The sequence below is a fragment of the Pontimicrobium sp. MEBiC06410 genome, assembly GCF_053601615.1.
In genome coordinates this window covers 20,276-46,005 of the sequence record NZ_JBSHNT010000152.1, presented here as the reverse complement: position 1 = coordinate 46,005, position 25,730 = coordinate 20,276, and the positions used below count along the sequence as shown (strand labels likewise).

Below are 25,730 nucleotides of genomic sequence, written 5' to 3'. Positions count from 1 at the left end.
GCGCCTTAGTTAATTTAAGATTTTTTATATTTGAAATAATCCTAAGATATAGTTATAATAGCAAAATATTTGAATGAGCCTTTTCAGGAATCTTTTTCGCTCTAAATCTAATAAAGAGAAAGAGGAAATAAAATCTAATGACCGAGGTAAATACATGCCTCAAGTTAAATTACCAATAGATGAAAGTTTTACAATAAACTTTAAAGCTAATGGTGGTAAATTCTTGTATTGTGAAAACTTAGATGAAATCTTCGAAAATATTTCTCAAATTTTAATAGAGAACAATTGGCAGGAAAAAACTGCTTTTTTTTATGACAAAAAATTAAAAAAACGCTTTGCTCCTTGTAATCTTAAAACCGGAAAGTTAAGCGATGCAACTTACTTTATTACTACTTGCGAAAACCTTATAGCAGATGATGGGTCTCTTTTAATATCATCAAACCAAATAGCAGAAAAAAAATTACCAGAATTTCCAAATCATGTTATTGTTTTTGCAACTACAAGTCAAATAGTTACGAATATAGGAGAAGGTTTGCGAGAAATTAAATCTAAAAATTCACAAATCCCTACTAATATAACTACCATAAAGCATTTTAAACAAGCTGACGAAAAAGATTTTTTAAGTTATGGTAGTCCTTCAAAAAACTTATATTTGTTACTTTTAGAAGACTTATAACAACTAAATGAAGGAAACACTAACCAGAGGACTTTCAGGTTTACTTTATATTGTATTACTTATTGGATCATTATTCAATGAGCATGCTTTTCTAATACTTTTTTTTCTTTTTGGATTGGTTTGTTTAAACGAATTCATGAAACTTATTGAATTAAAAAGCCCTTTGCCTTATATTATTTTTGCTGTATTATATTTTGTTTTTGGATATTGGCAAACGTTCATGAATTCTACTGTTGGATTAGATGAGGCCACAAGAATATTACAAATTGTAACTATATTTGTCCAATTGTTTTTAATAAAAGATTTATTTTCTGAGAAAACAATTCCATTATTTCAATCCAAGCGTTTTATATTAACTACATTTTACCTTTCTAGTGCTTTTGTTTTTTTAATACTTATAGCAAACTATAAAAATGTATTTAATCCTAAAATACTACTAGGTGCTTTTATTTTGGTGTGGATTAATGATACTTTTGCATACTTAGTAGGGAAATCTATAGGGAAACAGAAATTATTTCCTAGAATTTCTCCAAAAAAAACTGTAGAAGGTTTTCTTGGCGGATTATTATTTACCTGTATTTCAAGCTATTTCATTGCCAAATTTACAAACACACTAGACTTTAATAATTGGTTAATTTTAAGTGTTATTGTAAGCGTTATAGGTACTATTGGAGATTTAATAGAATCCAAATTTAAGCGTCAAGCTAAAGTAAAAGATAGCGGTTCTATTATGCCTGGGCATGGCGGTTTGCTAGACCGCTTTGATAGTATTATTTTTGCAGCACCGTTTATTTATTTATTCTTAAGAATTTTACAGTATGTTTCATAAAGAAGGTCATAAAATAATAACAATAACGTTTATAGTTATTATCGCTTTATTTTTAGTAGTCGACAAGTATGTAGGCATCGCATGGTTACAATATTTATTATTTACCACACTAGCTGTATTCTTATTTTTAATACTTCAATTCTTTAGAAATCCAAAACGCAATACAGAATTAAATGACGCAACTGTAGTTTCGCCTGTAGATGGTAAAGTTGTAGTTATAGAAGAAGTTTTCGAGCCAGAATTTTTTAAAGACAAACGTTTACAAGTTAGTGTTTTTATGTCTCCTATAAATGTGCACGTAACACGTTACCCTATTGGAGGAAAAGTGGCCTATAGCAAATACCATCCTGGTAAATATTTAGTAGCTTGGCACCCAAAAGCGAGTACAGAAAACGAACGCACTACTGTAGTTGTAGAAAATAATAATTACGGAAAAGTATTATTTAGGCAAATTGCTGGCGCACTTGCTAAGCGTATTGTAAACTATGCCAAAGTAGATCAAGATGTTGTACAAGGTAGCGACCAAGGCTTTATTAAATTTGGGTCGAGAGTAGATTTATATTTACCTTTAGACACTAATATTAAAGTAAAACTTAACGATAAAGTACGTGGGGGTGAAAGTATTATCGCTCAAAATTAAAAATGAATTCAGAAGAAGAAGCATTAGAATTAGCATTTAATGACGCTGTACAGCGTATAAATGACCATACAGAGCCTTTTCCTGCCGATTTTTTACTTCGCCTTTATGCCTACTACAAAAAGGCCACTAATAATTACGAAAGACCTAGTAGTAGAACTCCTATTATTAATGCTTTTAAAACAAATGCATTATTCCAGATACAACACATTAACGAAGAGGAAGCTAAGCGTACTTATATAGACTTGGTAAACAACTATTTCCTATACCGTAAGTAAGTTAATAATTTTAATTATCCACATTATTATCATTTCTTTATTTTACTTTTATAGTAAATTAAAACCATTCGCCATGTTAAAAAACAGAATTGTAGCTCTCTTCTTTTATATTGCTTTTACTAGTATTTGCTACTCACAGTCTAAAACAAACTTAAAAGAAATTAACCAAGTTTGGTTTAAGTTTTACCAAGCGTTTGAGACTTTAAATTATGAGCCTATGGCAGAAATACACTCTAAAAAACTAATACGTATTTCTGGAGGGCAACGTATCTATGACTATAATACTTATATAAATAATTATAAAACTAGATTTAAAAACTCTAAACAAAATAATACTACTAATAAAATTATACTTCGTTTCTTAGAACGCATTAACAATGATTCTACTGCAAGCGAAAGAGGTATTTATAAGTTAATAGTAAACCAAGGCAAACCCACCGAAAAAAGTTATTTTGGTAAATTCCATGTTCTTTTTCTTAAAGAAAATAATACTTGGAAAATACTAATGGATTATGATTCTACTGAAGGTAATACAATAGGCGAAGATGATTTTTTAAAGGCTTATACTATTGACAACTTTAATTATTTTATAAAAGAATAGAGAGTCGTTTATTTATTATAAACTCCAATTATTTTAAACTAATTTTCAATCCCATTTCTTTTTTCATCATTAGTAATACTTCTGCATTTCCCATAGCATCATCAACAGGATTATGTGTATGTACTGTTTTGCGTAAATGTTTCCATTTAGCAAATGTATCCTTTTCAAGTCCACAAAATAAGTCTGATAGTCGCCTAGATGAATACCCAAAAGGATTTTCGTTTATAAAATGGTGAAAGTACCAACAAATAAACATCCAATCGAACCCATTATTGTCGCTAATAAAAATTGGTCTCCCTTTAGAGTTTTCTTTAATCCAATCTTTAAAATCTAACATTACTTTTTTGGGGTCATTGAATTGTAATGTTTCTTCTCGTGTAAAACCAGAAACAGCTAAAGCATCTTCATTATAATTTTCAGATATAGGTTTTAACTCCCCATAAAATGTTCTATTTAAATGCTCATCTACCAAGACAGCACCAAAGCAGATCATGGAAAAATCTCCAGGAATTGGCCCATCGGATTCTATATCTACCATTATGTAACTCATAGTATACTTAATTGAACGTTAAAAAGATAATCTATTTATTTTTCTAATCTATAACAAATTTTAATGGTTGCCCTATTGCTCCATTAGGAAAACTAATACCTAATAATGCAGATAATGTTGGTGCAATATCTGTAATCTCAGTTTTTGTTACTGTACTTCCTTTTTTAATGCCTTTACCATAAAATAACAAAGGCACATGTGTATCGTAATTTAAAGCAGAACCATGTGTAGATCCTGTTTTTCCATAACTAATTACTGCTGGCGCTTTTACTATTATTACATCTCCAGATCGTTTTTGATTATAGCCGTTTTGTAATAGTTTTTCTATTCCTGTTGTAAAAGCTGCAGTTTGCATTGTTCCGGCAGAATAGACCTTTTCTATATCTTTATAAGTAATCAACTCATTAACTATAGCGTTTTGTACAGTATTTAAATTAACATCTAATAATTGAATAAGTGCTTTATCTAAAAATATTTGGTCATTGCTAATATTTTCTATGAGGTTAGAAGCTCCAAATTGTTTAAACAAAAAGGCGTCTAGTTTTTCTTTTAATCCTTTAGAATTGAAATATCCTGCTGGGATATTAACACTTTGTAAATACGCAGGAACTTCCACAGCACCATGATCTGATGTTAAAAATACGGTATATTCTCCTTTACCTACTTTAGCGTCTAATGCTGTAAAAATACGCTCTAAATCTTTATCTAATCTAATATAAGTATCTTCAAGCTCTTTAGAGTTTACTCCAAAATTATGGCCTACGTAGTCTGTGCTAGAAAAACTCACTGTTAAAACATCTGTAATATTATCTTTTCCTAATTGCTCTCCATCTAGAGCTGCAATCGCAAAATCTGCAACAATACTGTTTCCGTATGGTGTTGCTTTTATAATATCGAAGCCTCTATTTTTATCCTTTAATGTTGCTAAATCGTAAGGAAACGTTGCTGTGCTTTTGCCTTTAAAACCACCTTCGTATGTGTTTAAATCGCTCCCACTCTCTGTGTAAGTATTAATATCATAAAACGTATCCCATACTTTTAAATAGCTACTTGCTTTTCCTGAAGCGTTAAAGTTTTTTACCCAAGTTGGTAAACTATTCATGTAATATGTACTTGAAATAAAGTTTCCTTCATCTTTTCCATTAAACCAATATGCGGCATTTGCAGTATGTCCCGCTGGTAAAATAGCCCCTCTATCTTTAATAGAAATACCTATCGTTTTTCCTTTTAATTGTGTAAACAACCTATTTTCGTCTGCAAAGGTTGTTGTTTTCATTCTACGAGGAGACATTTGTCCTGCTGTAGATTGTGTTCCTACGGATTGTACGGTTTTATCTCCTGCACAATACACAGATTTTTTTATTGTTTTATCATACCAATTGTTAGCTATAATACCATGATACTTTGGTGTTGTTCCTGTATAAATCGATGCATGACCAGGCCCTGTATATGTTGGCACATAATTGTAATGATTATTTTTACAGTTAAATCCCGCATTCATCATGCGCTTAAATCCGTTATCTCCATACTTATTATAAAAACGTGTTAAGTAATCGTATCGCATTTGGTCTACTACAATTCCTACTACTAGTTTAGGTTTTACATAAATCTCTTTATTTGCTGGCTTTGCAACAGTGGCTGTCACTTCATTTTGTGCTTTACAACTTATAAGTAATAACATTACAACAGCACTCAGAAAAAATCTCATAATAAATTCATTTTAGTATAGGGTTCAAAAATACAGCTTTCATTTTAGTTATTATTTTAAATTCTAGTTAAGAAAAACAAAAAGAGACCTAATAATTACATTGTTTATAACTTAGAAACGGCTCTAACTTATCTTAATTTAAAATTAGTATTGAACTAAACTAGACTTTTTATACTTTAGCACCAATAAATTAACTTATGCAGTACCTACACAATATTGGTGTTTATTTTTTAATGATTTTCGAAATGTTTCGTAAACAAACCAAATGGTCTGTTATGAAGCAACTAATATTAAAAGATATCGATGATTTAATTATTGGATCATTAGGTATTGTTTCTTTTATTGCTTTTTTTGTTGGTGGTGTAGTCACTATACAAACGGCTTTAAATATAGACAATCCGCTTATTCCAAAATATCTAGTTGGTTTTGCTACTAGGCAATCTATTATTCTAGAATTCGCACCTACTTTTATGTCTATTATTATGGCTGGAAAAGTTGGTTCTTTTATTACATCTAGTATTGGTACCATGCGTGTTACGGAACAAATAGATGCTTTAGAGGTTATGGGTATTAACTCTTTAAACTACTTAGTATTTCCAAAATTTATTGCTTTAACATTATATCCTTTTATTATTTCTATTGCCATGTTTTTGGGTATCATGGGCGGTTTAGCTGCCTGTATTTTTGGAGGATATGCTTCTATAGATGATTATATTTTAGGTATACAAACAGAATTTATACCATTTCATATTACTTATGCTTTTATAAAAACATTATTATTTGCTTTTGTATTGGCTACAGTACCTTCTTACCATGGGTTTTATATGAAAGGGGGAGCTTTAGAAGTTGGTAAAGCCAGTACAACATCTTTTGTTTGGACTAGTGTTATTATTATCCTTTTAAATTATATATTAACCCAATTATTACTTAGTTAATGATAGAAGTTAAAGACTTACATAAATCGTTTGGAGAGGCACATATTTTAAAAGGTATTACAACTACTTTTGAAAAAGGTAAAACCAATCTTATTATTGGGCAAAGTGGTTCTGGTAAAACAGTTTTCCTAAAGTGTTTATTGGGTTTATTCGATTATGAAGAAGGTAGTATAGCCTATGATGGGGAAATCTTTTCAAAACTTACTGAAGCTAAAAAACGAGACATGCGCGCAAATATTGGCATGGTATTTCAAGGGAGTGCTTTATTTGATTCTATGACTATAGAAGAGAATGTAATGTTTCCTCTACAGATGTTTACTAAGCTTAGTAAAAGTGACATGAGAGAGCGTGCTAATATTGTTTTACAACGTGTTAACTTGCCAGATGCCCATAAAAAAATGCCTAGTGAGGCTTCTGGAGGAATGCAAAAGCGAGTTGCTATTGCTCGCGCCATAGTTAATAATCCTAAATATTTATTTTGTGATGAGCCTAATTCTGGTTTAGATCCAAAAACGGCTATTGTAATAGATAATTTAATTCAAGAAATTACTGAAGAATATAATATAACAACTGTTATTAATTCTCACGATATGAATTCTGTTATGGAAATTGGTGAGAAAATAGTATTCTTACGTAATGGTTTAAAAGCCTGGGAGGGTTCTAAACATACCATTTTTAAAACAGATAATGAGATTGTTACAGACTTTGTATATTCTTCTAATTTATTTCAAAAAGTGCGTGAGGCTTATTTAAAAGAGAACAAATAAATTATCCTCTTTAAATATTATTCGTTATTCTTTTTTACTACCAGTGTATCTAATTTAAGCCTTAATTTCAGCCATTCTTTTAGTCTTAGCTCTTGCTTTAATTGTGCTTCTTTAGTAATTAATGAGTCATTCCATTTTACTAAAAACACATCAACTGTGTCTAATGTTTTAAAATTAGAATTAATCACTTTAGAATAAGATAGCTTTTCTAAATTTTCATAATTTATTTTCACCTCTTCAGTAATGTTCTCAAATGGAATATAGTTTCGCTCCAATTTAGAGAGTTGTTTTACTTTACTTTCTAAAAATGTGATTTTTTGTTGCTGACTCATTAAGTCTAATGAATCACGTGTTCGCAACTCTTCCATATACTCTAAGTTGTTAATCTCCTTATTTTTTGTTTGATTAATAACTAAATCCGTATTCTTTAAATTACTATAAGCAACAAAACGTTGCTTAAGCACTGCTTTAGTCTCGTCAGAAATCTTATCAGAGCCAAATGTTGTTAATTCTATAACCGATGGTCCAGAAGGGTTATAATCTGGAGTTGCGCTCTTTTTTATATAACGTGCATTTGGTAATCCATTCAATTCATTGGCTATAAATCGCTTAGCATCTGCTTCAAACTGACTCTTTTTTAACACATTTAAAAATGTCATAACAGCTGGTATCATTACTACTATAGCTACTAAAGATGCAATTCTAGCAATACGTTTTCGTTTTGCCGAATTGGCATATTTAAGCATAGGAAACCTTAAAATTTTTAAGACTAAAAATGTTGCCAAAGCTATAAAAATGGTATTTATAGTAAATAAATACATGGCTTGTCCAAAATAAATGAAGTTTCCTTTTGCTAAACCGTAACCTGCCGTACATAAAGGCGGCATTAACGCTGTTGCTATGGCTACTCCAAAAATTACAGAGGCTATTGTTCCTTTTTTTGTTCGTGCTATTATTAAGGCTAGCCCTCCAAAAAAGGCTATTAATACATCTCTTATATCTGGCTGAACTCTACCTAATAACTCTGATGTATCTTCGCTTAACGGAAAAAATCTAAAAAACAGAAACGCTGTTATTAAACTTAAAACAATCATTACCGCTAAATTTATTAGCGATTTCTTTAAGGTGTCTATATCGTTAATGGCTATTGATAGTCCTATTCCTAAAATTGGCCCCATTAAAGGCGATATTAACATGGCTCCAATTACTACAGCGGTAGAGTCTGCATTTAAACCTATAGAGGCCACAAATATGGAACAAATTAAAATCCAAGCGGTAGCTCCCTTAAATGGAATATCTACTTTTATAGCTTCTATAGTTGCATCTCTGTCGGTATCATCTCTAAAATCTAATAACTCTACAAAAAAGGTTTTTATACTTTTAAAAAAACCTTGCGCATCTTTCCTTACAGCTTCTTTAGATTGTTTTACTGAATCTTCTTTATTTACTTCTTCATCAGTAAAATTGAATTTATTTTCTTCCATAATTGTGTTAATTCGTAGAATCTTTTATGTTTATCCTAAATGGTTTCCGAAGTTATTCTTCACTTTTTGCAGTACTTTTTTAATGTCCTGTTCTTTCTTTTTCGGGTATATTAATAGCACCTCATCTTTGTCTACTATAATATAGTCTTTTAAACCATCCACTACAACTACTTTATCCTTTTGTGTGCGTATCATATTTCCAGAAGTTCCTTCTGTTAATATTCTCGCATTTACTACAGCATTATTATTGTCATCTTTATCTAGTTTATCATACAAACTACCCCATGTTCCTAAATCGTTCCAATCGAATGTTGCAGGAAGTACATAAACGTTATTTGATTTCTCCATAATTGCATAGTCTACAGAGATATTTTCGGCTTTACCATAATTGTCTCTTATAAAATCGTCTTCGAACTCTGTATTGTAAACTGCGTTTCCTTTTTCAAATAAATTAAATAGTTCTGGTTGATTGGTTTTAAAGGTTTCTATAACTGTTTTTACACTCCACATGAAAATGCCTGCATTCCATAGAAAATTACCTTTAGCTATAAATCCTTTTGCTGTTTCGTAATCTGGCTTTTCTCTAAATTGATTTACTGGTTTGATGGTTTCGATAGAATGCGTATTATATTCTATGTAGCCGTATCCTGTATTTGGAAAGGTTGGCTGTATTCCTAATGTCATTAACGCATTATTGTTTTCACAAAACTCAAAAGCTTCTTGAACATTTTTTGCAAATGCTGCTTCATTTTCTATCCAATGATCGCTTGGTGCTACAATCATTACTGCTTCTGGGTTTTCTTTCTGAATTTTTAATGATGCATATAATATGCACGGTGCTGTATTACGCATTGCTGGCTCTAAAACGACTTGTCGCTTTGTTATTTCTGGTAATTGTTGAAATACTAAGTCGTTATAGCGCTCATTCGTTAAAATGAAAATATTTTCTTTAGGAATACTTTGCGATAATCGCTGAAACGTTTTTTGAATAAGTGTTTCTCCCGTTCCTAACATATCATGAAATTGTTTAGGAAATGCTTCTGTACTTACTGGCCAAAATCGAGATCCGACACCGCCTGCCATTAATATTGCGTAATAATTTTTATTCATAGTTTATTCCTATTCTTTCTATACGTTTACTTTATTTAAACTGCATTACATCGTTTATAAGCGTTACGTATTTAACCAGTTTTTTTATTCTTTAGGGAGTTTAATCATTCTAATAGCAGTACTTCTGCATTTGGGTTAAAAAGATACACTTTTCCTGTATTAATTTCAACACATTCATAACGTTTTGTACGTTTTTTTATTTTTTTAAAGCGTCTTCCGTTATACAATTCAAATATGCTTCCTATTGGTAATTGAGAGACATAATGATTATTGTTTGGGGCATCGTATTTTTTTAATGCTAGTGCTAATGTTATATCTGTATCACTAGAGGCTTTAGGATTTTTAAAATGATTTGCTAATAACGGCAACAAATGCGAAGGAAATACATTTGGGTTTATAAATGGCAGCATTAATTGTTGAAAAGTATGCTTCCACTCTACTCCATGTGGTTTTATTAAACGTCCATAGTTTTTAAACGCCTCAAAATGTGCTATTTCATGTATTAATGTAATTAAAAAGCGATAGCTATTTAAATTTCCATTTACTGTTATTTGATGCTTTCCATTTGGTAATTTTCTATAATCACCGTGTCTTGTTTTACGTTCTTTTTTTACTAATACGGTTAAGTTATCATGTTCTAAAAGTTGTAAAACGCGTGGTATTGCTTGTTCGGGAATATAATTTTGTAATGTAATCTGCATTATAGCAAAAGTAAGTTTTTTATTTAATACAAATCTTGTTTATTTTTTATGGTTATTACACAAACAAGATACTTCTATTTTATTATGATGTAAACTTGCTATTGCAATAAAAATAATGGGTATTTAAATATAGAAAACGGAGATACTAAAAAACGGTAAACACTCTCAAAGCTTTATTTTTTTTGAGTGTTTACCGTTTATACTTATTCTCTACACAGAAAGTATTACATACGTTCTGGAGCATTAATGCCTAATAGACTTAAGGCGTTCTTTATAGTATTAGAAACTAATTGCGATAATTGTACTCTGAATACTTTTTCTGTTTCATTACCTGTTCCTAATATTTGTACGTTTTGATAAAATGAATTAAAATCTTTTACTAAATCGTAAACATAATTAGCTACTAATGCAGGGCTATGTTGTTTGGCTGCATTTTGTATTATTTCTGGAAATAGCTGCACTTGTTTTAGCAATGCTTTTTCTTTTTCATGCAGGGTTAATGTTACTTCTGTTGCACTTAACGCCTCCTTATCACTTATACTTGCTTTTCTTAATATCGATTGAATTCTAGCATACGTATATTGTATAAAAGGCCCTGTATTTCCTTGAAAATCTATAGATTCTTTAGGGTCGAATAATATACGTTTTTTAGGGTCTACTTTTAATATGAAATATTTTAAAGCTCCTAATCCTATTGTTTCGTATAATTTATCTTTCTCTGCATCGGTATAACCGTCTAGTTTTCCTAGTTCTTCAGAAATCTCTTTTGCTGTATCTGCCATTTCAACAATTAACTCATCGGCATCTACAACTGTTCCTTCTCTACTCTTCATTTTACCTGATGGCAAATCTACCATTCCATAACTTAAATGGTGTAGATTTTTTGCCCAGTCGAATCCTAATTTTTTTATAATTAAAAACAGTACTTTAAAGTGATAGTCTTGCTCATTACCAACCGTGTAAACCATACCGCCTACATCTGGGTAATCTTTTATACGTTGTATTGCTGTACCAATATCTTGTGTCATGTATACTGCTGTACCATCACTACGTAATACTATTTTTTCGTCTAATCCATCACTTGTTAAATCGCACCAAACAGATCCATCTTCTTTTTTAATAAACACTCCTGTTTTTAGGCCTTGATCTATAAATTCTTTTCCTAATAGGTACGTTTTACTTTCGTAGTATAAGCAATCAAAATCTACTCCTAAATTTTTATAGGTTATATTAAATCCGTCATAAACCCATTGGTTCATCATTTCCCAAAGTGCTACAGTTTCTTCATCTCCTGCTTCCCATTTTAAAAGCATTTTTTGGGCTTCAACTAAAATTGGGGCTTGTTTTTTTGCTTCTTCTAGTGTTTTCCCTTCCGCTATTAACGCTTCTATTTCTTTTTTATACTCTTGGTCAAACTTTACATAGTAATTACCTACTAACTTGTCTCCTTTTAAACCTGTACTTTCTGGAGTTTCTCCATTTCCAAAACGTTTCCATGCCAACATGCTTTTGCATATATGGATACCTCTATCGTTTATAATTTGTGTTTTGTATACTGTTTTTCCAGATGCTTTTAAAATTTCTGCAACACTATACCCTAACAAGTTATTTCTAACATGCCCTAAATGCAATGGTTTGTTGGTGTTTGGAGAAGAGTACTCAACCATAACGGCTTTATCTTCTTCTTTAGGTTTTGCAAACCCATAAGTTGTATTGGTTTTTATGGTATTAAAAAAGTTAATATAGAAGGCATCACTTATTTCAATATTTAAAAAGCCTTTTACTACATTAAAGCCAACAACGTCTTCTAAATGATCTAATAAGTATTGTCCTATCTGGTTTCCTATTTGCACAGGGTTTCCTTTTACAACGCGCAACATTGGAAAAACAACAATTGTAATATCTCCTGCAAACTCTTTACGAGTAGCCTGAAATTCTACGGTTTGCAAATCTGCACTAAAAATTGTTTTTACTGCTTGTTGTACGTGATTCGATAAGATCGCTTGTAAGCTCATTTATAATATTTTTTAGACGGACAAAGATAATATTTTTATTATTTGATTATTACACTATTTGGTTTTAAAATACCTAAGTTCTTATGTGGGTTTGCTTTGTTCTTTTTTAGAATCCTATGGATAGAAACTTATGCTTAATTGTGTATTTTTTAATGCTCTCTTATAGAAAAATGTTAGATCAACCTTTTAGCTTTTAACGTGTTAATTTTTAATGCTGGTAAAAAAACCGAATAGTTTATCGTTTTAATTAACATTATATCGATATATTACATCATCAAACCGATAAAGGTTCATTTAATCTAATTTTTTGTCAGTAAATCCCATAAATTAGTTTTTTTATTTATTTTTTTCAATTTTTGTCGTGCTATTAACCTAAAATTAAGGCTTGTAAATGTCATTACAAATTTCAATTCTATTTTTTAACCCCTTTAAACAGCTCAAATAGCTTTATTCTATGCTCTTAAAAAATACATGAGAAATTCCCTTATTTTTTTGTACTTATTTATATCTCTACTAGGTTATTCTCAAACTAAAGATTTAGAGCAACTTACTATAGATTTAGCATTTAAACAAGTGGACTCTACAAAAGTAAATACTTGTTTAGAGATTATTAAATTATATCATGCTGCTAATGATTATGATTTAGCTTTAAAATATATTGAACAAAGCGAAAAACTATCTAAAGATTTAAATTACAATAAAGGGCTTGCTGAAACATTATATTTAAAAGCCTTAATTACTGCAAAAAAAGAAGAACATATTAAGGCAATTAATTACTATACTAAAGCTAAGCGTTTATATACTGATTTAAACGATTCTTTAATTATAGCTAAAATTAATAGCAAGTTAGGGGTTCTTAAAATTAAAACAGGGAACTATAGAGAGGGAATTGTAGACGCTCTATCTGGTATTCAGGAATTAGAACATAAAAAGTTATACAGAGATTTAGCTTATGCCTATAAAAATTTAGCCAAAGCCTATCAATACACTAATGCTTTAGATGATGCTATTATTTATTATTTAAAAAGTTTAGAGAAAGATAACCTCCTTAAAGATTCTATAAATATTATAGTTTCTAGTAAAAATCTAGCAGACCTTTACTTAAAAAAACAAGAGTTTAATGATGCTATAGGCTATTATACTGGAGCTTTAGAGTATATTAAAAGAACAGATACCGTTTTAAAGGCTCAAATTTTCCCCAAATTGGGTAAAGCTTATGTTAAAACAAAACGTTATGCTCTTGCAAAAAAAACACTTAATGAAGGGCTTAAATTAAATAGAATACTAAAAAACGACAATGGTATTCTTATGTCATTAAATAATTTAGGAGCATTGAGTTTTTTGACTAAAAATTATGTTGAAGCTGATGATTATTTACTGGAGGCAGGAAACATTGGAAGGGTTATAGATAACAGAGAGGAACTATTAAGTACGTATCTTTTACACAAGACATTAGATTCTACAACTAATAACTTTAAACGTGCTTTTGCCTGGCAAAGGGAGTACTATAAACTAAAAGATAAAATTGAAATTAGTAAAAAGGAGACCATTTCTAATACCATTGTTAAAGCTATTAACGATTCTATTAATGTTGCTGCATTAGCGCAAAAACCTATTGTCAACATCAAAACACCTCCTAAAACTGCTGTAATAGTAGATAATAAAGAAAACATTAGTAGGTTAAAGCTTGTATTTTATACTTTACTAGCTGCCTTTGCAATTGCGCTTATATTTTTTGTACCTGCATATTTAAAGCGTAACAACCAATTAAAGTATACTAGAGAGTTAGAAGAAAAAAACCAAAAGATAGAACAGCAAAACGAAGCCATTTTAGAGCAAAGTAAATACTTAGAGAGTATTAATCACGTTAAAGACAAACTGTTTTCTATAGTTTCACATGATTTAAAAGATTCTTTAACGTCTACTCAAGGTTTTATAGACTTGCTTAAGGAGGGTTCTCTTTCTGATGAAGAATTTAATAGTTTATTGCCTGAATTAAGTGATAATGCTAACAATGCATCCTTATTGCTTTTTAATTTACTAAACTGGTCTAAATCGCAAATGCAATCTCTAGAAGCAAAACCTTCTTTATTTGATATTCAGGAAGTTTTTGAAGATAAATTAAAACTCGTTGAGCAAAAAATTATAACTAAAGGTATTAATTTAATAAATAATACAACACGCGAATATGTATTTGCTGACAGAAGTATGGTAGAAATCATCATTCAGAATTTATTGGCTAACGCAGTAAAATTCTGTGAAAATGGCGACTCTATTACGATTAATAATAAAACTAGTGTAAATAGCAAAGCGATTATAAGTATTGCAGATTCTGGTATTGGTATTTCTAAAGAAAATCAGGATAAATTATTTAATGATAAAGCCTTCTCTACTGTTGGCACCAATAATGAAAAAGGTACTGGCTTAGGGTTAACTATTTGTAAAGAAATGGTAGAACTTAATCAAGGACGCATTTGGGTGGATAGTGAGCTTAAAAAAGGTAGCACGTTTTATATTGAGCTACCCAAAAGTAAAACTGGTTATTCGTTATTAAATTAATTTATGTACGATATAATTATCTACGTTTTATTAGGGTTATCTGTAGGTTATATTGGTGGTTATGCTGGTATTGGAGGCGGACCTTTTCTCGTTTCTTTTTTAGTTATTGTCATGGGTATGTCTCAGTTAATGGCACAGGGAAATATTTTAACGATGATGTTAGGCCCTATGAGTCTTCTGGGGGTGCTATCGCTTTATGGTTATGTAAAAAAACTATGGGGTAGTATAATTGTTGGTGTTTTTGCTTATTGTTTGTTTTCTTACTTTGGCGCTATTGGAGCATTCTATTTAGGAGAAATCCATTTATCTACTTATTTTGCAATTCTACTTATAGTTATTGCCGCAATCCAGATTAGCACACTTCTTTCTAAAAAAAACAATTCTAACTCTCAAGAAGTAGAGCGTGTTTCTTTACTATGGGTTTTTACTTTAGCTGCTGTTACAGGTGTTTTTGGTGGGCTTTTTGGCATTGGTGCGGGTGTATTAATGATACCTGTTCTTACTATTTTATTAAAGTTAAAAAAAGAATTTGCAAGGGCTTTAAGTTTATCTATACTAATTCCTCCTGTTAGCTATGGCGCTTTTATTAAGTACAATGCTGAGCTTTCTATAAATTGGCAGTTAGTGTCTATACTTTTTTTTAGTTATTTTATTGCTAATTATTTTGGTACAAAAAAAGGAAGTAAAGCTTCCAAAAAAGTCTTTACTTCCATCTATTCAATTATACTATTAAGTATTGCTTTTATTTATTTGATAAAATAATAGAGTTATGCTTTTGGCAAAAACACTTCTGCCATCATGCAACGGGCACTACCACCTCCACAAGCTTCAATTGTGTCTAAAGAGCTTGATAAAATTTTACAATGTTTTTCTATAATGCTTATTTGTGCTTTAGATAAAGAATCGTACGCTGCCTGGCTCATTATTAAAAACAACTCATCGTTAGCTCCTTTTACTTGAAGCATATTACCTGCAAAATTATTTACTTGATCTTCGGTAATTCTTATGACTTCTTTACCATCTTCGGTTAAATGCTTTACAACTTGTTTACGTTCTTTTTTATCGTCTATACAGTCTAAACAGATCACTGCAAAAGTTTCTGCTAAACACATCATAACATTAGTATGATATATTGCTTTACGTTCTCCATTTACAGTTTGATTGGCTGTAAAAACTACTGGAGTATATTCGAAATCTTCACAGAACTCTATAAATAAACCTTCATCTGCACGTGGTGATAAGGCACAATATGCTTTTCTATTTTTGCGATCTAATAGTAAGCTTCCTGTTCCTTCTAAAAATACATCTTCTGCTTCAGCAGATGTATAATCCACTATATTTTCTATTTTAAATCCTTGAGATTCTAATGCTTCTAAAACATCTTCTCGACGCTCCAACCTTCTATTTTCTGCAAACATAGGGTATAATCCAACTGTTCCATTTTCATGAAAAGACACCCAGTTGTTTGGGAAAATTGAGTCTGGAGTATCAAACTCTTTTGTATCATCTACAACAACAACATTTATACCTACGCCTCTTAATTTTTCAACATAAGCATCAAACTCTTGCTGCGCTTTAGCGTTTACAGTTTCTGGCAATAAATTATCTATTACTTTTTGGTAATAGTTATTTACTGCAGTTTGCTCATTCATCCTAAAGCCTATAGGACGAATCATTAAGATTGTATTTGTTGTTTGTTGCATGGTTTACAAATTTTAGATTGCAAAAATAGAAAATATGAATATCATTTTTTCTTTTTTTTAATCAATTTATATTAGCTATTTCTTTTTTTTAATAAATACAAATATTACTCCTCCTATAATTAATAATGGCCAAATATTAATTAACCCTAAAAGCACAATTTCTATAGCATACATTCCATTAGATAAACTTGATTTTGTTTTACTCCAAAACGTTTTATTATAGGCTATTGGTTCTTCTTTATAGTCCACAGTTTCGTATAAATCTATTTGTATAGTACTGTAAGACACTTTGTTTGTTAGGTATTTTAATCGCCCTTGGTTTGCTTCAATTTCTTCTTGTATTACTCTTAATTTATCTTCTGTTTTTAAAATATCTTCAACTGTTTTAGCGTTTTTTCTTAGTATGGTTTCATAACGCGCTTTTACTTCTAATTTTGTTTTTAGGCGTGTTTCTAAATCTACATATTCTTCTGTAACATCTTTTGTAGTTATATTTTCATAATCTACAAATTCTGCTACTGTGCTTATGGAATCCATGATAGCATCAAAATGTAGGTTAGGGACTTTTATTGTAAATCTATTTTCTTTTGAGTATAAATTATTCTGCAACCTTAAGTCTGAAATATAGGCATTGTATTTAGCCGCCATATTTTTTATTACTGTGGTTGCTAATTTTACATTTTTCACCTTATAACGTATTGATGCCGATTTTATAATTTTTAACTCTTTAGGTGTTTTAATTTTATGAGAAATTGATGCTACAGGATTTGTATATGCCTCTTTTACATCACTCAAATAACTTTCTCCTTGTATTGCATCGTAAGTTTCTGTTATAGATGTAGACGCTGCTTTTACTTCTTCTTTATAATTACTGTTATTACAAGATGAAATTGTAAATGCTGTAATTATTACTGTAAAAAAGATTAGGCTTTTTAATTGTTTTGCTTTCATAATGTTATATTTTTAATGTTACTAAAGCAAACCTATCTTAATTTTGTATTTTGCTTTTGAAAAACGCTTGCAAAGCTTTTGTAAATCGTTTTACAATTTTCAACAATCTAAAAATCAAATAATTACTTCTTTTTGAATTCTGAAAACACATATCTTTTTCAATGCTTAAAGGCACAACTATTTAGTACGTTTTCTAAAAACCATAGTGTTACTGAAGCTATTGAAGATTGGAAAGGAGAAACGATTACTGCTTTTCAAGAAGATTTATTTCTGCAGTTAAAAGCAAAGGTTAGCGAAAAATGGTTTTATACCTACATTAAGAAAACACCTGAAAAACTTCCCAGAATAGATATTTTAAATTTATTAAGTAAATATGTTGGTTACGACAATTGGGAGGCTTTTAAAGTTGCGAATAAAAGTGTTACAAAAACCACAGTAAAGAACTCCAAAAAATGGCTTTGGACTTTATTACTTATACCTATTACATTTTTAATTTACAGTTCTATTACTGCTAAAAACACTTTTGAATTTTGTTTTCTGGATGATATTAAAAATGAGGCTATAACTAAAACCGTTTTAGATATTAAAATATTACAGAAAAAAGAATCTCCTATTTATTTAAAAACCGATAGTTTAGGTTGCTTTACTTATAAAACAAAACAAGAATCCATTACGTTTGTAGTACAATCGCCTTACCATAAAACAGATACTATTATTAGACATATTGGTTCTAACAGTAATCAAATTATAAAGTTAAAACCTGATGATTACGCTTTAATGCTTCATTATTACACCAACGGAAATATTAAAGATTGGAAAAAACATAAAGAACAGCTTCATTTATTATTTGCTGATAATGCTACCATTTACCAATTGTATGAAAACAATATTGGTATTGAAATTTACTCTAAGCCTGAATTTATAAGAACATTAACCATACCAACTAAAAGCTTAAAACGTATAAAAATATTAGATAAGACTATGAAAAATGGTAAAATAGTAACTCTTAAATTTATGATGAAATGAAAAAGGTAATCTACATATTTATGAGTTTAATTATTATCTCGTGCGCAAAACATGAATCTAAAAGCAAGGCTACTGATGCTCTAGAGGTTGAAAACATTTACAGTAGTGAAGAAACAACTGATGGGCTTACACTAGATTTAAAATTTACCACAAATGAATCTACCATTAACGAATACCAACTGCTAGCGACCCAAAAATTAAACGATGTTTATGATTTAATAAATTTAAAACAACAACATCCCGATTTTAAAGAGGATATTCAGGCCCAATTAAACGCTTTAATATTAAATAGTGATGCTCTACCTTTTTTTAATGGCAAAGTTTCTATTGAAAACATTACGCAAAAGGGTAATATTGTAAAGGTTTCAGATTCTATTTATAAAATGCAGCTTAACTTTAATGTTGTTTCAAAGAATAAGACTATTAAAGATTCTATAAATGCCTCTATTACTACTAAAGTAGAAATTATTAATGGTGCGCCTGTAAAAACAAATAAAATTCATTTTTCTGTAATAGATTAAAGCTCTATTTACTTCCACTTGATGCCACACCCTACACTTGGTTTTTGAGGGGTTATAGGTTTTGCTTTATTTAATACCGCATCTATAGCATTACGTATATCGTTTCCTGTTAACGGTTTTCCGTTTCCTGGTCTAGAATCGTCTAGTTGTCCATGGTACGTTGTTTTTAAATCTGCATCAAACACATAAAAATCGGGCGTGCATGCAGCATCGTATGCTTTTGCTACTGCTTGGGTTTCATCATACAGATACGGAAATGGATACTGTAGCCGTACCGCTGTTTCTTTCATTAACTCTGGGCTATCTTGAGGATAACGCTCTACATCATTACTGCTTATGGCTATAAAGCCTATACCTTGCGCTTTGTAATCATTAGCCAGTTTTACTAATTCATCGTTTACATGTATTACAAAGGGACAGTGATTACATATAAACATAATAACAGTTCCTTTTGCTCCTTTTAAATCTTGTAATTGTAATAGTTTACCAGACACGGTGTCTTGCAAAATAAAGCTTGGAGCTTCTGTTCCTATTGGAAAAGGGTTAGAAGGTGTTAATGCCATCGTTTATATTTTTAATTATTAATCTTAAATTTTATAGTAATGCCTTTTTCTTAAAAACCGTTAGGTTTGTATAACCTTATAATGCATACTACAGCCATTTCTTTTTTCTGAAGTATATTAGTAGGCTTATAAATACTATTATCATGAACGCCCAAATTATTTGATATCCGTATGGGGATTTTAATTCGGGCATATTTTCAAAATTCATTCCATAGACACCAACTATAAAGGTTAACGGTATAAATATCGTAGCTATAATAGTTAGTACTTTCATAATACTATTCATTTTATTACTAACTGTAGTCATGTACATATCCATTAACCCCCAAATCATTTCTCTAACTACATCAATATTTTCACTAATTAAAACGATCTGATCTTGTAAGTCTCGATAATAGTTTAAGGTTTTTTCTTTTATTAGTGTGGAATCTGTTTTTACAATTCTTCCTATAACTTCTCTCGACGGAAAAATATTTCTTCTTACTCTTAAGATATCATTCTTTAAAAGTTGAATATCTTTAGTAATTCCTTCATGAGTACTCTCTACAAATAGTTCGTTCTCAAGTCCCTCTACTTTATCACTTATAGAATCAATAATAGAGAAATAATTATCGACAATGGCATCCATGAGTGCAAAACCAAGGTAATCTGCTTCAGAGTTTCTAACGCGAGACTTCTCGTTTTTAAGGCGTGTTCTAACACCATTAAAAACATCTTTTTCAGATTCTTGAAATGTAATTACGTAATCTTTACCTATAACTAAAGAGACATGTTCGCTTACAAAATCTGTATCTGCATCAAAGTATAGCATTTTAATGACAATAAATAAATAAGACTCATATTCATCAATTTTAGGGCGTTGTCCTGTATCTACAATATCTTCTAATATTAATGGATGCAACTTAAATAAGTCGCCAATTTTTATAATATTGTCTGTATGGCTCAAACCATTTACATTAATCCAAGTAATATTACCGTTATCTTTAAATCCTTGGATTTCTTCAATAAAATCAGTTTTTAATGTATTAATACTTTCACTAGAAAAATCATAAACCTCTAAACTGGTTTTTAAATTTTCCTTATCGCCAAGGTATATAACCTCACCTGGTGCTTTACCAATACTCTTTTTATGTTTTCTTCTTTTAACTTTACTCATTTTATTTAACTTATGTCTATCCATTACAAAAAATGTCTTGATAGGTATAAACAAATATATATAATAATCAACGGTTTTACTTTTAAACGTTATGCTGTATTAAGTCTATTTATTATAAACATCTGTTTTTACATGTATTTTATTGCCATTAGTAAATGAGTCAAGACTTTTAACATTTGAGCTAAGTTAAACCTCTCTTTCTCTATAGCTTTGCAGTGTACAAAAGAAGTTTAACCTTAAAATTCAAATTTTTATTATGAAAAATTACATAACAACAGCTTTAATTCTTGTAACTGGTTTAGCTGTTTCTCAAAATAAACCAACAGACAAAATTACAACGACACAAACTAAAATAGTAAAAGCTAAAGATGGTAATACTACATACGATAAAAAAGTAAAAGTAATTACTACTAAAGAGCAAGAAGTAAAATTAGACCCTAAAGATAAGGGGAAGATTGATGGCGATAGAGTATTCCCACCTACTAAAGTCACTAAAACAATATTAGTTGATAACGATAAAGATCCATTTTATGATGAGCTTACTAAAGTTAAATATTATAAGCACAATGGAAACAAATATGCTTTTGAAAAAACTAGCGAAGGGTTTGTAATGAACTATTTTAAAAACAATAAAAAATTAAAATCTGGTAAAGCAATTAAATCTAGTTCTAACCCTTATTACTTGGTTGTAAACGGAGATAAGCAAGGTGTTGGTTATTTTGACAACAACAACAAATTTATTGTTGAATACATTAGTATTGATGAAGATAAAATAGAAAGAAGTGAATTTGAAAATTCAGACTTTTAATCTAATAAATTATTAATTATAGAAAAACGGTTACTACACAGTAACCGTTTTTTTTATGCCTTTAAAGCATATGAGTTAAAGTCAAACTTATTTGAGTAAACAAACTTTAAACGTCTCCATTATCTTTGCAGTGTAAGACTTCAATAGAGCTATAAACACTTGAAACTCTTATTCCAAATTTAGTAGTAATTCTATTATTCTCTATTCCATTTATGGATAAATACAGAACACTTTTATAGAAGATTAAGAGCAAAAACAAAGCATTAATAAACTAAAAATGTCTTACAAAGGTATTAACATACCATTCTAAATTACCCCTTTTCAATTTACTAATAAATTGAATATTAAGATGCTAATGATAGCCTTATAAGTTGTGGCTTTTATTGACATCTTCAAAACAGAAAATTATTTTTTTAACCTTTAAAACATATAAATTATGACAACATCTGATAAAAAACCAAAATTGAAATCTTTTAAAAAATTAGGCTTTACATTCTTAGAAACCACAGAAATAGTTGTAAATATGAGACAGTTACTTGCTGACTATCATGTTTATTACTTTAAAATGAGAACTTTTCATTGGGATGTTTATGGACAAGATTTTTTTGAGTTACACCAAGAGTTTGAGAATGAGTACAACACTGTAAAAGAACATATAGATATTATTGCAGAACGTATACGCTCATTTGGATTAAAGCCATCTATGTCTATGGAAACCATTATGAAAAAATCTAAAATTAAAGAGAATACTAACGACTTAACTTCTATACAAATGGTAGAAGAGTTGCTTATGGACTACAATATTTTACACGATACTATGCTAGATGTCGTTAATGCATCACTAGATATTGGCGATAATGTTACAGAACAAATTATTACAGATTTTATGAAGCATCTAGAAAAGAGAAATTGGATGTTTACCGCTTGGATGAAATCATAAAAAATTAGCTTACGTAGCTTATAATTTATTAATAACTTTTAATACTAAAATAAAATGACTAGTTTTAAATTAATATTAACGACTATACTATTAGGGTTTTGCCAACTTGCCACATCTCAAAATATAGCAAAAAATGCTTTAGGTTTAAGGCTCGGAGATAATGATGGTTTTGGTGGTGAAATATCGTATCAAAGATATCTTAATGACAATAACCGTTTAGAGTTCGATTTAGGATGGAGAGATTCTAAAAATGTTGAAGCTTTTAAGTTAGTTGGCTTATACCAATGGGTACATACTATAGATGGTAACTTTAATTGGTATGTAGGAGCTGGAGCTGGAATAGGATCATTTGATGCAGGAGTAAACGATGGTACTTTTGCACTTGTTGCTGGAGACTTAGGTATAGAATATAACTTTGACATTCCTTTACTTCTATCTTTAGATATGCGCCCAGAATTTGGGTTTGATGATAATTATAGTGATGGTTTAGATTTAGATATTGCCCTTGGTATTAGATACCAATTTTAAATATAACTCATTACTAACTCTTAAAAATATTAATTATGAATAAATCCTTACCAAAAATTTTCGTTATCGTAGCAGTAATATTAATAGGTTACGGTATTTTTACACTTATACAACCAGAAGCTTCTTTTAGTTTTGGTCCAATAGATATCGAAGAACAAGATAATACAAATGCTTATATTACTATAGGACTTGGTATGCTAGCTTTAGTATTATCCTTTATTACAAAGAAAAAATAATTAGCACTATATTGTAAATAGGTTTAATTTTAAAGCAAATTAAATATTGTTTTTACTCTGAAAATTTTATTAAAAATATTACATATAACAATAGATCTTAAAATTAAAAATGTCATGAAATTAAAATATTTGTTTTTATTTTTTCTACTTTCTAGTTGCATAGAGCCTAAGAATCCTAATGTGGATTCTTCTGGACAAGATGAACTTGAGTCTCGTGAGGTTTATAAGCCTGTAAATGAGAAAGAGCTAGAGTTTCATGATTTAATATACGTCCCTATTTATTCTGATATTTATATTGATTCTCAAAATCAAAACCACTTATTGTCTGCTACATTAAGTATACGTAACACTAGTACAACAGATTCTCTTTTTATTTCTAAAATTAACTATTATAATACCGATGGTAATATGGTAAAGCGTTTTATTAATGGAACTATTAGTCTACGCCCAATGGCTACTGTAAACTATGTTATTGAAAAAGAAGACAATTCTGGGGGTTCTGGAGCAAACTTTATAGTAGAATTAAAGTCTAAAAACAGTAGTACTAAGCCCGTAATTCAAGCGGTAATGATGGGGCAATACAGTAACAAAGCATTTTCATTTATAACTGATGGTTACTCTTTAAAATAAACTGTATATAAATTATTAATCTAGATATTAAAAAGTCTATTTTGTAAGGTATTTATTTATTACTAAGGCGTTTATTATATTTTTGAATAATCGTTTTAAATATTTTTTAAAGCCAGTTCGTTAATGTATAACGTTATACATTAACGAACTGGCTTTAAACTATAGATCGCTATGGTTATGGTGTAGAGTTAGAAACTTGCAATAATTTACCATTATAATATTTGTTCCCGTTTACAGCAAAATTAGCTATATATTCTGCCATTTCTAATGCTGTTGTTGGAGCTTCGTAACCTGGAAATGCTTCTGCTAACATTTCGGTTTGTACAGCTCCTAAAGCAAGCACATTAAAAGCTATACCATGTTCTTTATATTCTTCTGCTAATAATTCTGTTAGAGTTATAACAGCTCCTTTACTAGAACTGTAAGCAGATAAACCTGCAAACTTCATGCTTCCTTGAACCCCGCCCATAGAACTTATAGTTATAACGTGACTTCCTTTAGTCATAAAGGGCAATATTACGCGCGTCATTTCTGCTACTCCAAAAACATTAGTTTTATAAACCTGCTCAAAATCTTCTAAAGAGGTTTCTAAGAATGGTTTATTTAGTAATGTTCCTGCATTATTAATTAAGATATCAACATGTTTCCATTCTTCTTTTACGTATGTTTCAACTTTTCTATAATCTTCTGGCTTAGATAAATCGAAAGCAAACGAATGAATATTATCGAAATTAAGGTTACTAACCTTTTGTTCGTTTCTTGATAATGCTAAAACATTATGGCCTTGGTTAGCTAGTAAATGGACTAATTCGAAACCAATACCTCTACTTGTTCCAGTTATTATTATATTTTTAGTTTTCATTAACAACAATGTCTTGATTTGGTGTATTACTCATTTTTTCAATAGCTGGGATCATTTTATTAATGAGGCTTGCCATATGATTATAGTCTAATTTATCTACTTCATCATCCACATGGTGGTAAAAGTCGTAATTAGAAAGATCGCATGAGGAAATTGTTTGACATGGTTTTTTAAATTCATTATAAAAAGGATAGTTATCTGAATGTGCAAATAGGTTATACTTTTTTGCTACTTCTGAAAAACCTATTAAGTTACTTCCTACATATTCGTTTATTTTTTCTGCCATGTTAGATTTGCTGTACCCTGTTACAAAAGCCTCATAGTCTCTATCTTTAAATGGAACACCAATCATTTCTATATTTACCATTGTATATAGGTTTAGGTTTTCAGACTTTAATCGTTTCGCTAAATGCTTTGAGCCTAGTAATCCCATTTCTTCTGCAGAAAATAATACAAATATAATACTACGTTTATTATTTTTATTTGCAGCAAAATATCTTGCCATTGCCAGTACTGCACTTGTTCCTGCTGCATTATCATTGGCTCCATTTGCTATAGAATCGTTTTCTACTATTCTACTCTTTCCTATATGATCGTAATGTGCTCCTAATATTACTACTTCATCTTTTAATTTACTATCATTCCCTTCTAAATAAGCGACTACATTAAAAGCATCTAATCCATTGGCTTTAAATGAGTCTCTATAGGTTTCATAATATGGTTTTAAACCATACGATTTTAATTGTTTTTCTACATAAGAGGCAGAGGTCTCTATTCCTTCTGTTCCTGTGTTTCTCCCTTTTAATTCATCGGAAGCTAAAAATGCTACGGTTTTTTGTACTTCGTCAGCGGTAATTGTTACCGCTTTTGAGTTTTTATGTTCTGATGATGTTTTACATCCTAAAAAAGCCAGCGCAATACCTAATAGTAATAGTTTTTTCATAATATTTAATATT

General features: G+C 30.0%; 28 protein-coding genes. 16 read left to right on the top strand and 12 right to left on the bottom strand.

The window, feature by feature from the left end:
* The first annotated feature begins 73 nt into the window (after positions 1–73).
* The 5 genes from ACVC08_RS09805 to ACVC08_RS09785 all read left to right on the top strand — a co-directional run bounded on the left by ACVC08_RS09805 (position 74) and on the right by ACVC08_RS09785 (position 3,021).
* Entirely contained in the window at positions 74–676 is a 603-nt protein-coding gene (locus ACVC08_RS09805; protein ID WP_452598566.1) for an LUD domain-containing protein, read from the top strand.
* A 7-nt stretch (positions 677–683) separates the two neighbouring features.
* On the top strand, positions 684–1,505 hold the full coding sequence (locus ACVC08_RS09800; RefSeq protein ID WP_452601905.1) for a phosphatidate cytidylyltransferase: 822 nt from the start codon (positions 684–686) through the stop codon (positions 1,503–1,505).
* Positions 1,495–2,145, top strand: coding sequence for a phosphatidylserine decarboxylase family protein (locus ACVC08_RS09795; RefSeq protein WP_452601904.1), 651 nt, complete (start codon positions 1,495–1,497; stop codon positions 2,143–2,145). Before ACVC08_RS09800 ends, ACVC08_RS09795 begins: the two co-directional genes overlap by 11 nt.
* Positions 2,146–2,147: 2 nt before the next feature.
* A complete protein-coding gene (locus ACVC08_RS09790) occupies positions 2,148–2,420 on the top strand; it encodes an acyl-CoA-binding protein (protein WP_452598563.1) in 273 nt (90 codons plus the stop codon).
* 73 nt (positions 2,421–2,493) lie between these two features.
* Positions 2,494–3,021 carry a hypothetical protein gene (locus ACVC08_RS09785; RefSeq protein ID WP_452601903.1) on the top strand — a complete coding sequence of 176 codons (528 nt, stop codon included), beginning with the start codon at positions 2,494–2,496 and terminating at the stop codon, positions 3,019–3,021.
* Positions 3,022–3,049: 28 nt separating this feature from the next.
* On the opposite strand, the gene ACVC08_RS09780 is transcribed toward ACVC08_RS09785, so the two are convergent.
* Positions 3,050–3,571: a 3'-5' exoribonuclease domain-containing protein gene (locus tag ACVC08_RS09780; RefSeq protein ID WP_452601902.1), complete on the bottom strand. Its 522-nt coding sequence runs from the start codon at positions 3,569–3,571 to the stop codon at positions 3,050–3,052.
* A 43-nt stretch (positions 3,572–3,614) separates the two neighbouring features.
* A complete protein-coding gene (pafA, locus tag ACVC08_RS09775) occupies positions 3,615–5,279 on the bottom strand; it encodes an alkaline phosphatase PafA (RefSeq protein WP_452601901.1) in 1,665 nt (554 codons plus the stop codon).
* Positions 5,280–5,476: 197 nt separating this feature from the next.
* Here pafA and ACVC08_RS09770 point away from each other — a divergent pair, with 197 nt between their 5' ends.
* Together ACVC08_RS09770 and ACVC08_RS09765 are read left to right on the top strand one after the other, a co-directional pair.
* Complete coding sequence (locus ACVC08_RS09770) at positions 5,477–6,214, top strand: MlaE family ABC transporter permease (protein WP_452598166.1); 738 nt, start codon at positions 5,477–5,479, stop codon at positions 6,212–6,214.
* Positions 6,214–6,981, top strand: coding sequence for an ABC transporter ATP-binding protein (locus tag ACVC08_RS09765; RefSeq protein ID WP_452598167.1), 768 nt, complete (start codon positions 6,214–6,216; stop codon positions 6,979–6,981). Before ACVC08_RS09770 ends, ACVC08_RS09765 begins: the two co-directional genes overlap by 1 nt.
* A gap of 17 nt (positions 6,982–6,998) precedes the next feature.
* On the opposite strand, the gene ACVC08_RS09760 is transcribed toward ACVC08_RS09765, so the two are convergent.
* The 4 genes from ACVC08_RS09760 to argS form a co-directional block, all read right to left on the bottom strand.
* The gene (locus tag ACVC08_RS09760) at positions 6,999–8,465 is read right to left on the bottom strand and encodes a DUF389 domain-containing protein (RefSeq protein WP_452601900.1); all 1,467 of its coding nucleotides are present in this window, start codon (positions 8,463–8,465) and stop codon (positions 6,999–7,001) included.
* 30 nt (positions 8,466–8,495) lie between these two features.
* Complete coding sequence (locus ACVC08_RS09755; RefSeq protein WP_452601899.1) at positions 8,496–9,575, bottom strand: mannose-1-phosphate guanylyltransferase; 1,080 nt, start codon at positions 9,573–9,575, stop codon at positions 8,496–8,498.
* A 104-nt stretch (positions 9,576–9,679) separates the two neighbouring features.
* A complete protein-coding gene (locus ACVC08_RS09750) occupies positions 9,680–10,276 on the bottom strand; it encodes a SprT-like domain-containing protein (RefSeq protein ID WP_452598231.1) in 597 nt (198 codons plus the stop codon).
* A 224-nt stretch (positions 10,277–10,500) separates the two neighbouring features.
* Positions 10,501–12,291, bottom strand: coding sequence for an arginine--tRNA ligase (gene argS, locus ACVC08_RS09745; RefSeq protein WP_452601898.1), 1,791 nt, complete (start codon positions 12,289–12,291; stop codon positions 10,501–10,503).
* 471 nt (positions 12,292–12,762) lie between these two features.
* Between argS and ACVC08_RS09740 the strand changes: the two genes are divergently transcribed.
* Positions 12,763–14,850, top strand: coding sequence for a tetratricopeptide repeat-containing sensor histidine kinase (locus ACVC08_RS09740; RefSeq protein WP_452601897.1), 2,088 nt, complete (start codon positions 12,763–12,765; stop codon positions 14,848–14,850).
* A 3-nt stretch (positions 14,851–14,853) separates the two neighbouring features.
* Entirely contained in the window at positions 14,854–15,612 is a 759-nt protein-coding gene (locus ACVC08_RS09735; RefSeq protein ID WP_452601896.1) for a sulfite exporter TauE/SafE family protein, read from the top strand.
* A gap of 5 nt (positions 15,613–15,617) precedes the next feature.
* Here the strand turns inward: ACVC08_RS09735 and ctlX are convergent, their stop codons facing one another.
* Positions 15,618–16,553 carry a citrulline utilization hydrolase CtlX gene (gene ctlX / locus ACVC08_RS09730; protein ID WP_452596729.1) on the bottom strand — a complete coding sequence of 312 codons (936 nt, stop codon included), beginning with the start codon at positions 16,551–16,553 and terminating at the stop codon, positions 15,618–15,620.
* A 75-nt stretch (positions 16,554–16,628) separates the two neighbouring features.
* On the bottom strand, positions 16,629–17,504 hold the full coding sequence (locus ACVC08_RS09725) for a DUF4349 domain-containing protein (RefSeq protein ID WP_452601895.1): 876 nt from the start codon (positions 17,502–17,504) through the stop codon (positions 16,629–16,631).
* Between the two features lie 132 nt (positions 17,505–17,636).
* Between ACVC08_RS09725 and ACVC08_RS09720 the strand changes: the two genes are divergently transcribed.
* Together ACVC08_RS09720 and ACVC08_RS09715 are read left to right on the top strand one after the other, a co-directional pair.
* Complete coding sequence (locus ACVC08_RS09720) at positions 17,637–18,530, top strand: hypothetical protein (protein ID WP_452601894.1); 894 nt, start codon at positions 17,637–17,639, stop codon at positions 18,528–18,530.
* Positions 18,527–19,051, top strand: coding sequence for a hypothetical protein (locus tag ACVC08_RS09715; RefSeq protein ID WP_452601893.1), 525 nt, complete (start codon positions 18,527–18,529; stop codon positions 19,049–19,051). Before ACVC08_RS09720 ends, ACVC08_RS09715 begins: the two co-directional genes overlap by 4 nt.
* A gap of 8 nt (positions 19,052–19,059) precedes the next feature.
* On the opposite strand, the gene ACVC08_RS09710 is transcribed toward ACVC08_RS09715, so the two are convergent.
* Together ACVC08_RS09710 and corA are read right to left on the bottom strand one after the other, a co-directional pair.
* Entirely contained in the window at positions 19,060–19,614 is a 555-nt protein-coding gene (locus tag ACVC08_RS09710) for a thioredoxin family protein (RefSeq protein ID WP_452601892.1), read from the bottom strand.
* An 88-nt stretch (positions 19,615–19,702) separates the two neighbouring features.
* Entirely contained in the window at positions 19,703–20,770 is a 1,068-nt protein-coding gene (corA, locus tag ACVC08_RS09705; protein WP_452601891.1) for a magnesium/cobalt transporter CorA, read from the bottom strand.
* A gap of 256 nt (positions 20,771–21,026) precedes the next feature.
* Here corA and ACVC08_RS09700 point away from each other — a divergent pair, with 256 nt between their 5' ends.
* From ACVC08_RS09700 to ACVC08_RS09680, 5 genes are all read left to right on the top strand, one after another.
* Complete coding sequence (locus ACVC08_RS09700) at positions 21,027–21,578, top strand: hypothetical protein (RefSeq protein WP_452601890.1); 552 nt, start codon at positions 21,027–21,029, stop codon at positions 21,576–21,578.
* Positions 21,579–22,014: 436 nt separating this feature from the next.
* A complete protein-coding gene (locus ACVC08_RS09695) occupies positions 22,015–22,518 on the top strand; it encodes a Dps family protein (RefSeq protein ID WP_452601889.1) in 504 nt (167 codons plus the stop codon).
* Between the two features lie 54 nt (positions 22,519–22,572).
* Entirely contained in the window at positions 22,573–23,046 is a 474-nt protein-coding gene (locus ACVC08_RS09690) for a hypothetical protein (RefSeq protein WP_452599329.1), read from the top strand.
* A 35-nt stretch (positions 23,047–23,081) separates the two neighbouring features.
* Complete coding sequence (locus ACVC08_RS09685) at positions 23,082–23,282, top strand: hypothetical protein (protein WP_452599328.1); 201 nt, start codon at positions 23,082–23,084, stop codon at positions 23,280–23,282.
* 114 nt (positions 23,283–23,396) lie between these two features.
* Complete coding sequence (locus ACVC08_RS09680) at positions 23,397–23,912, top strand: DUF3124 domain-containing protein (RefSeq protein ID WP_452599327.1); 516 nt, start codon at positions 23,397–23,399, stop codon at positions 23,910–23,912.
* 175 nt (positions 23,913–24,087) lie between these two features.
* On the opposite strand, the gene ACVC08_RS09675 is transcribed toward ACVC08_RS09680, so the two are convergent.
* Together ACVC08_RS09675 and ACVC08_RS09670 are read right to left on the bottom strand one after the other, a co-directional pair.
* Entirely contained in the window at positions 24,088–24,774 is a 687-nt protein-coding gene (locus ACVC08_RS09675; RefSeq protein ID WP_452601888.1) for an SDR family NAD(P)-dependent oxidoreductase, read from the bottom strand.
* Positions 24,764–25,717: a M20/M25/M40 family metallo-hydrolase gene (locus ACVC08_RS09670; RefSeq protein WP_452601887.1), complete on the bottom strand. Its 954-nt coding sequence runs from the start codon at positions 25,715–25,717 to the stop codon at positions 24,764–24,766. The genes ACVC08_RS09675 and ACVC08_RS09670 overlap by 11 nt, the downstream gene beginning before the upstream one ends.
* Between the last annotated feature and the right edge of the window lie 13 nt (positions 25,718–25,730).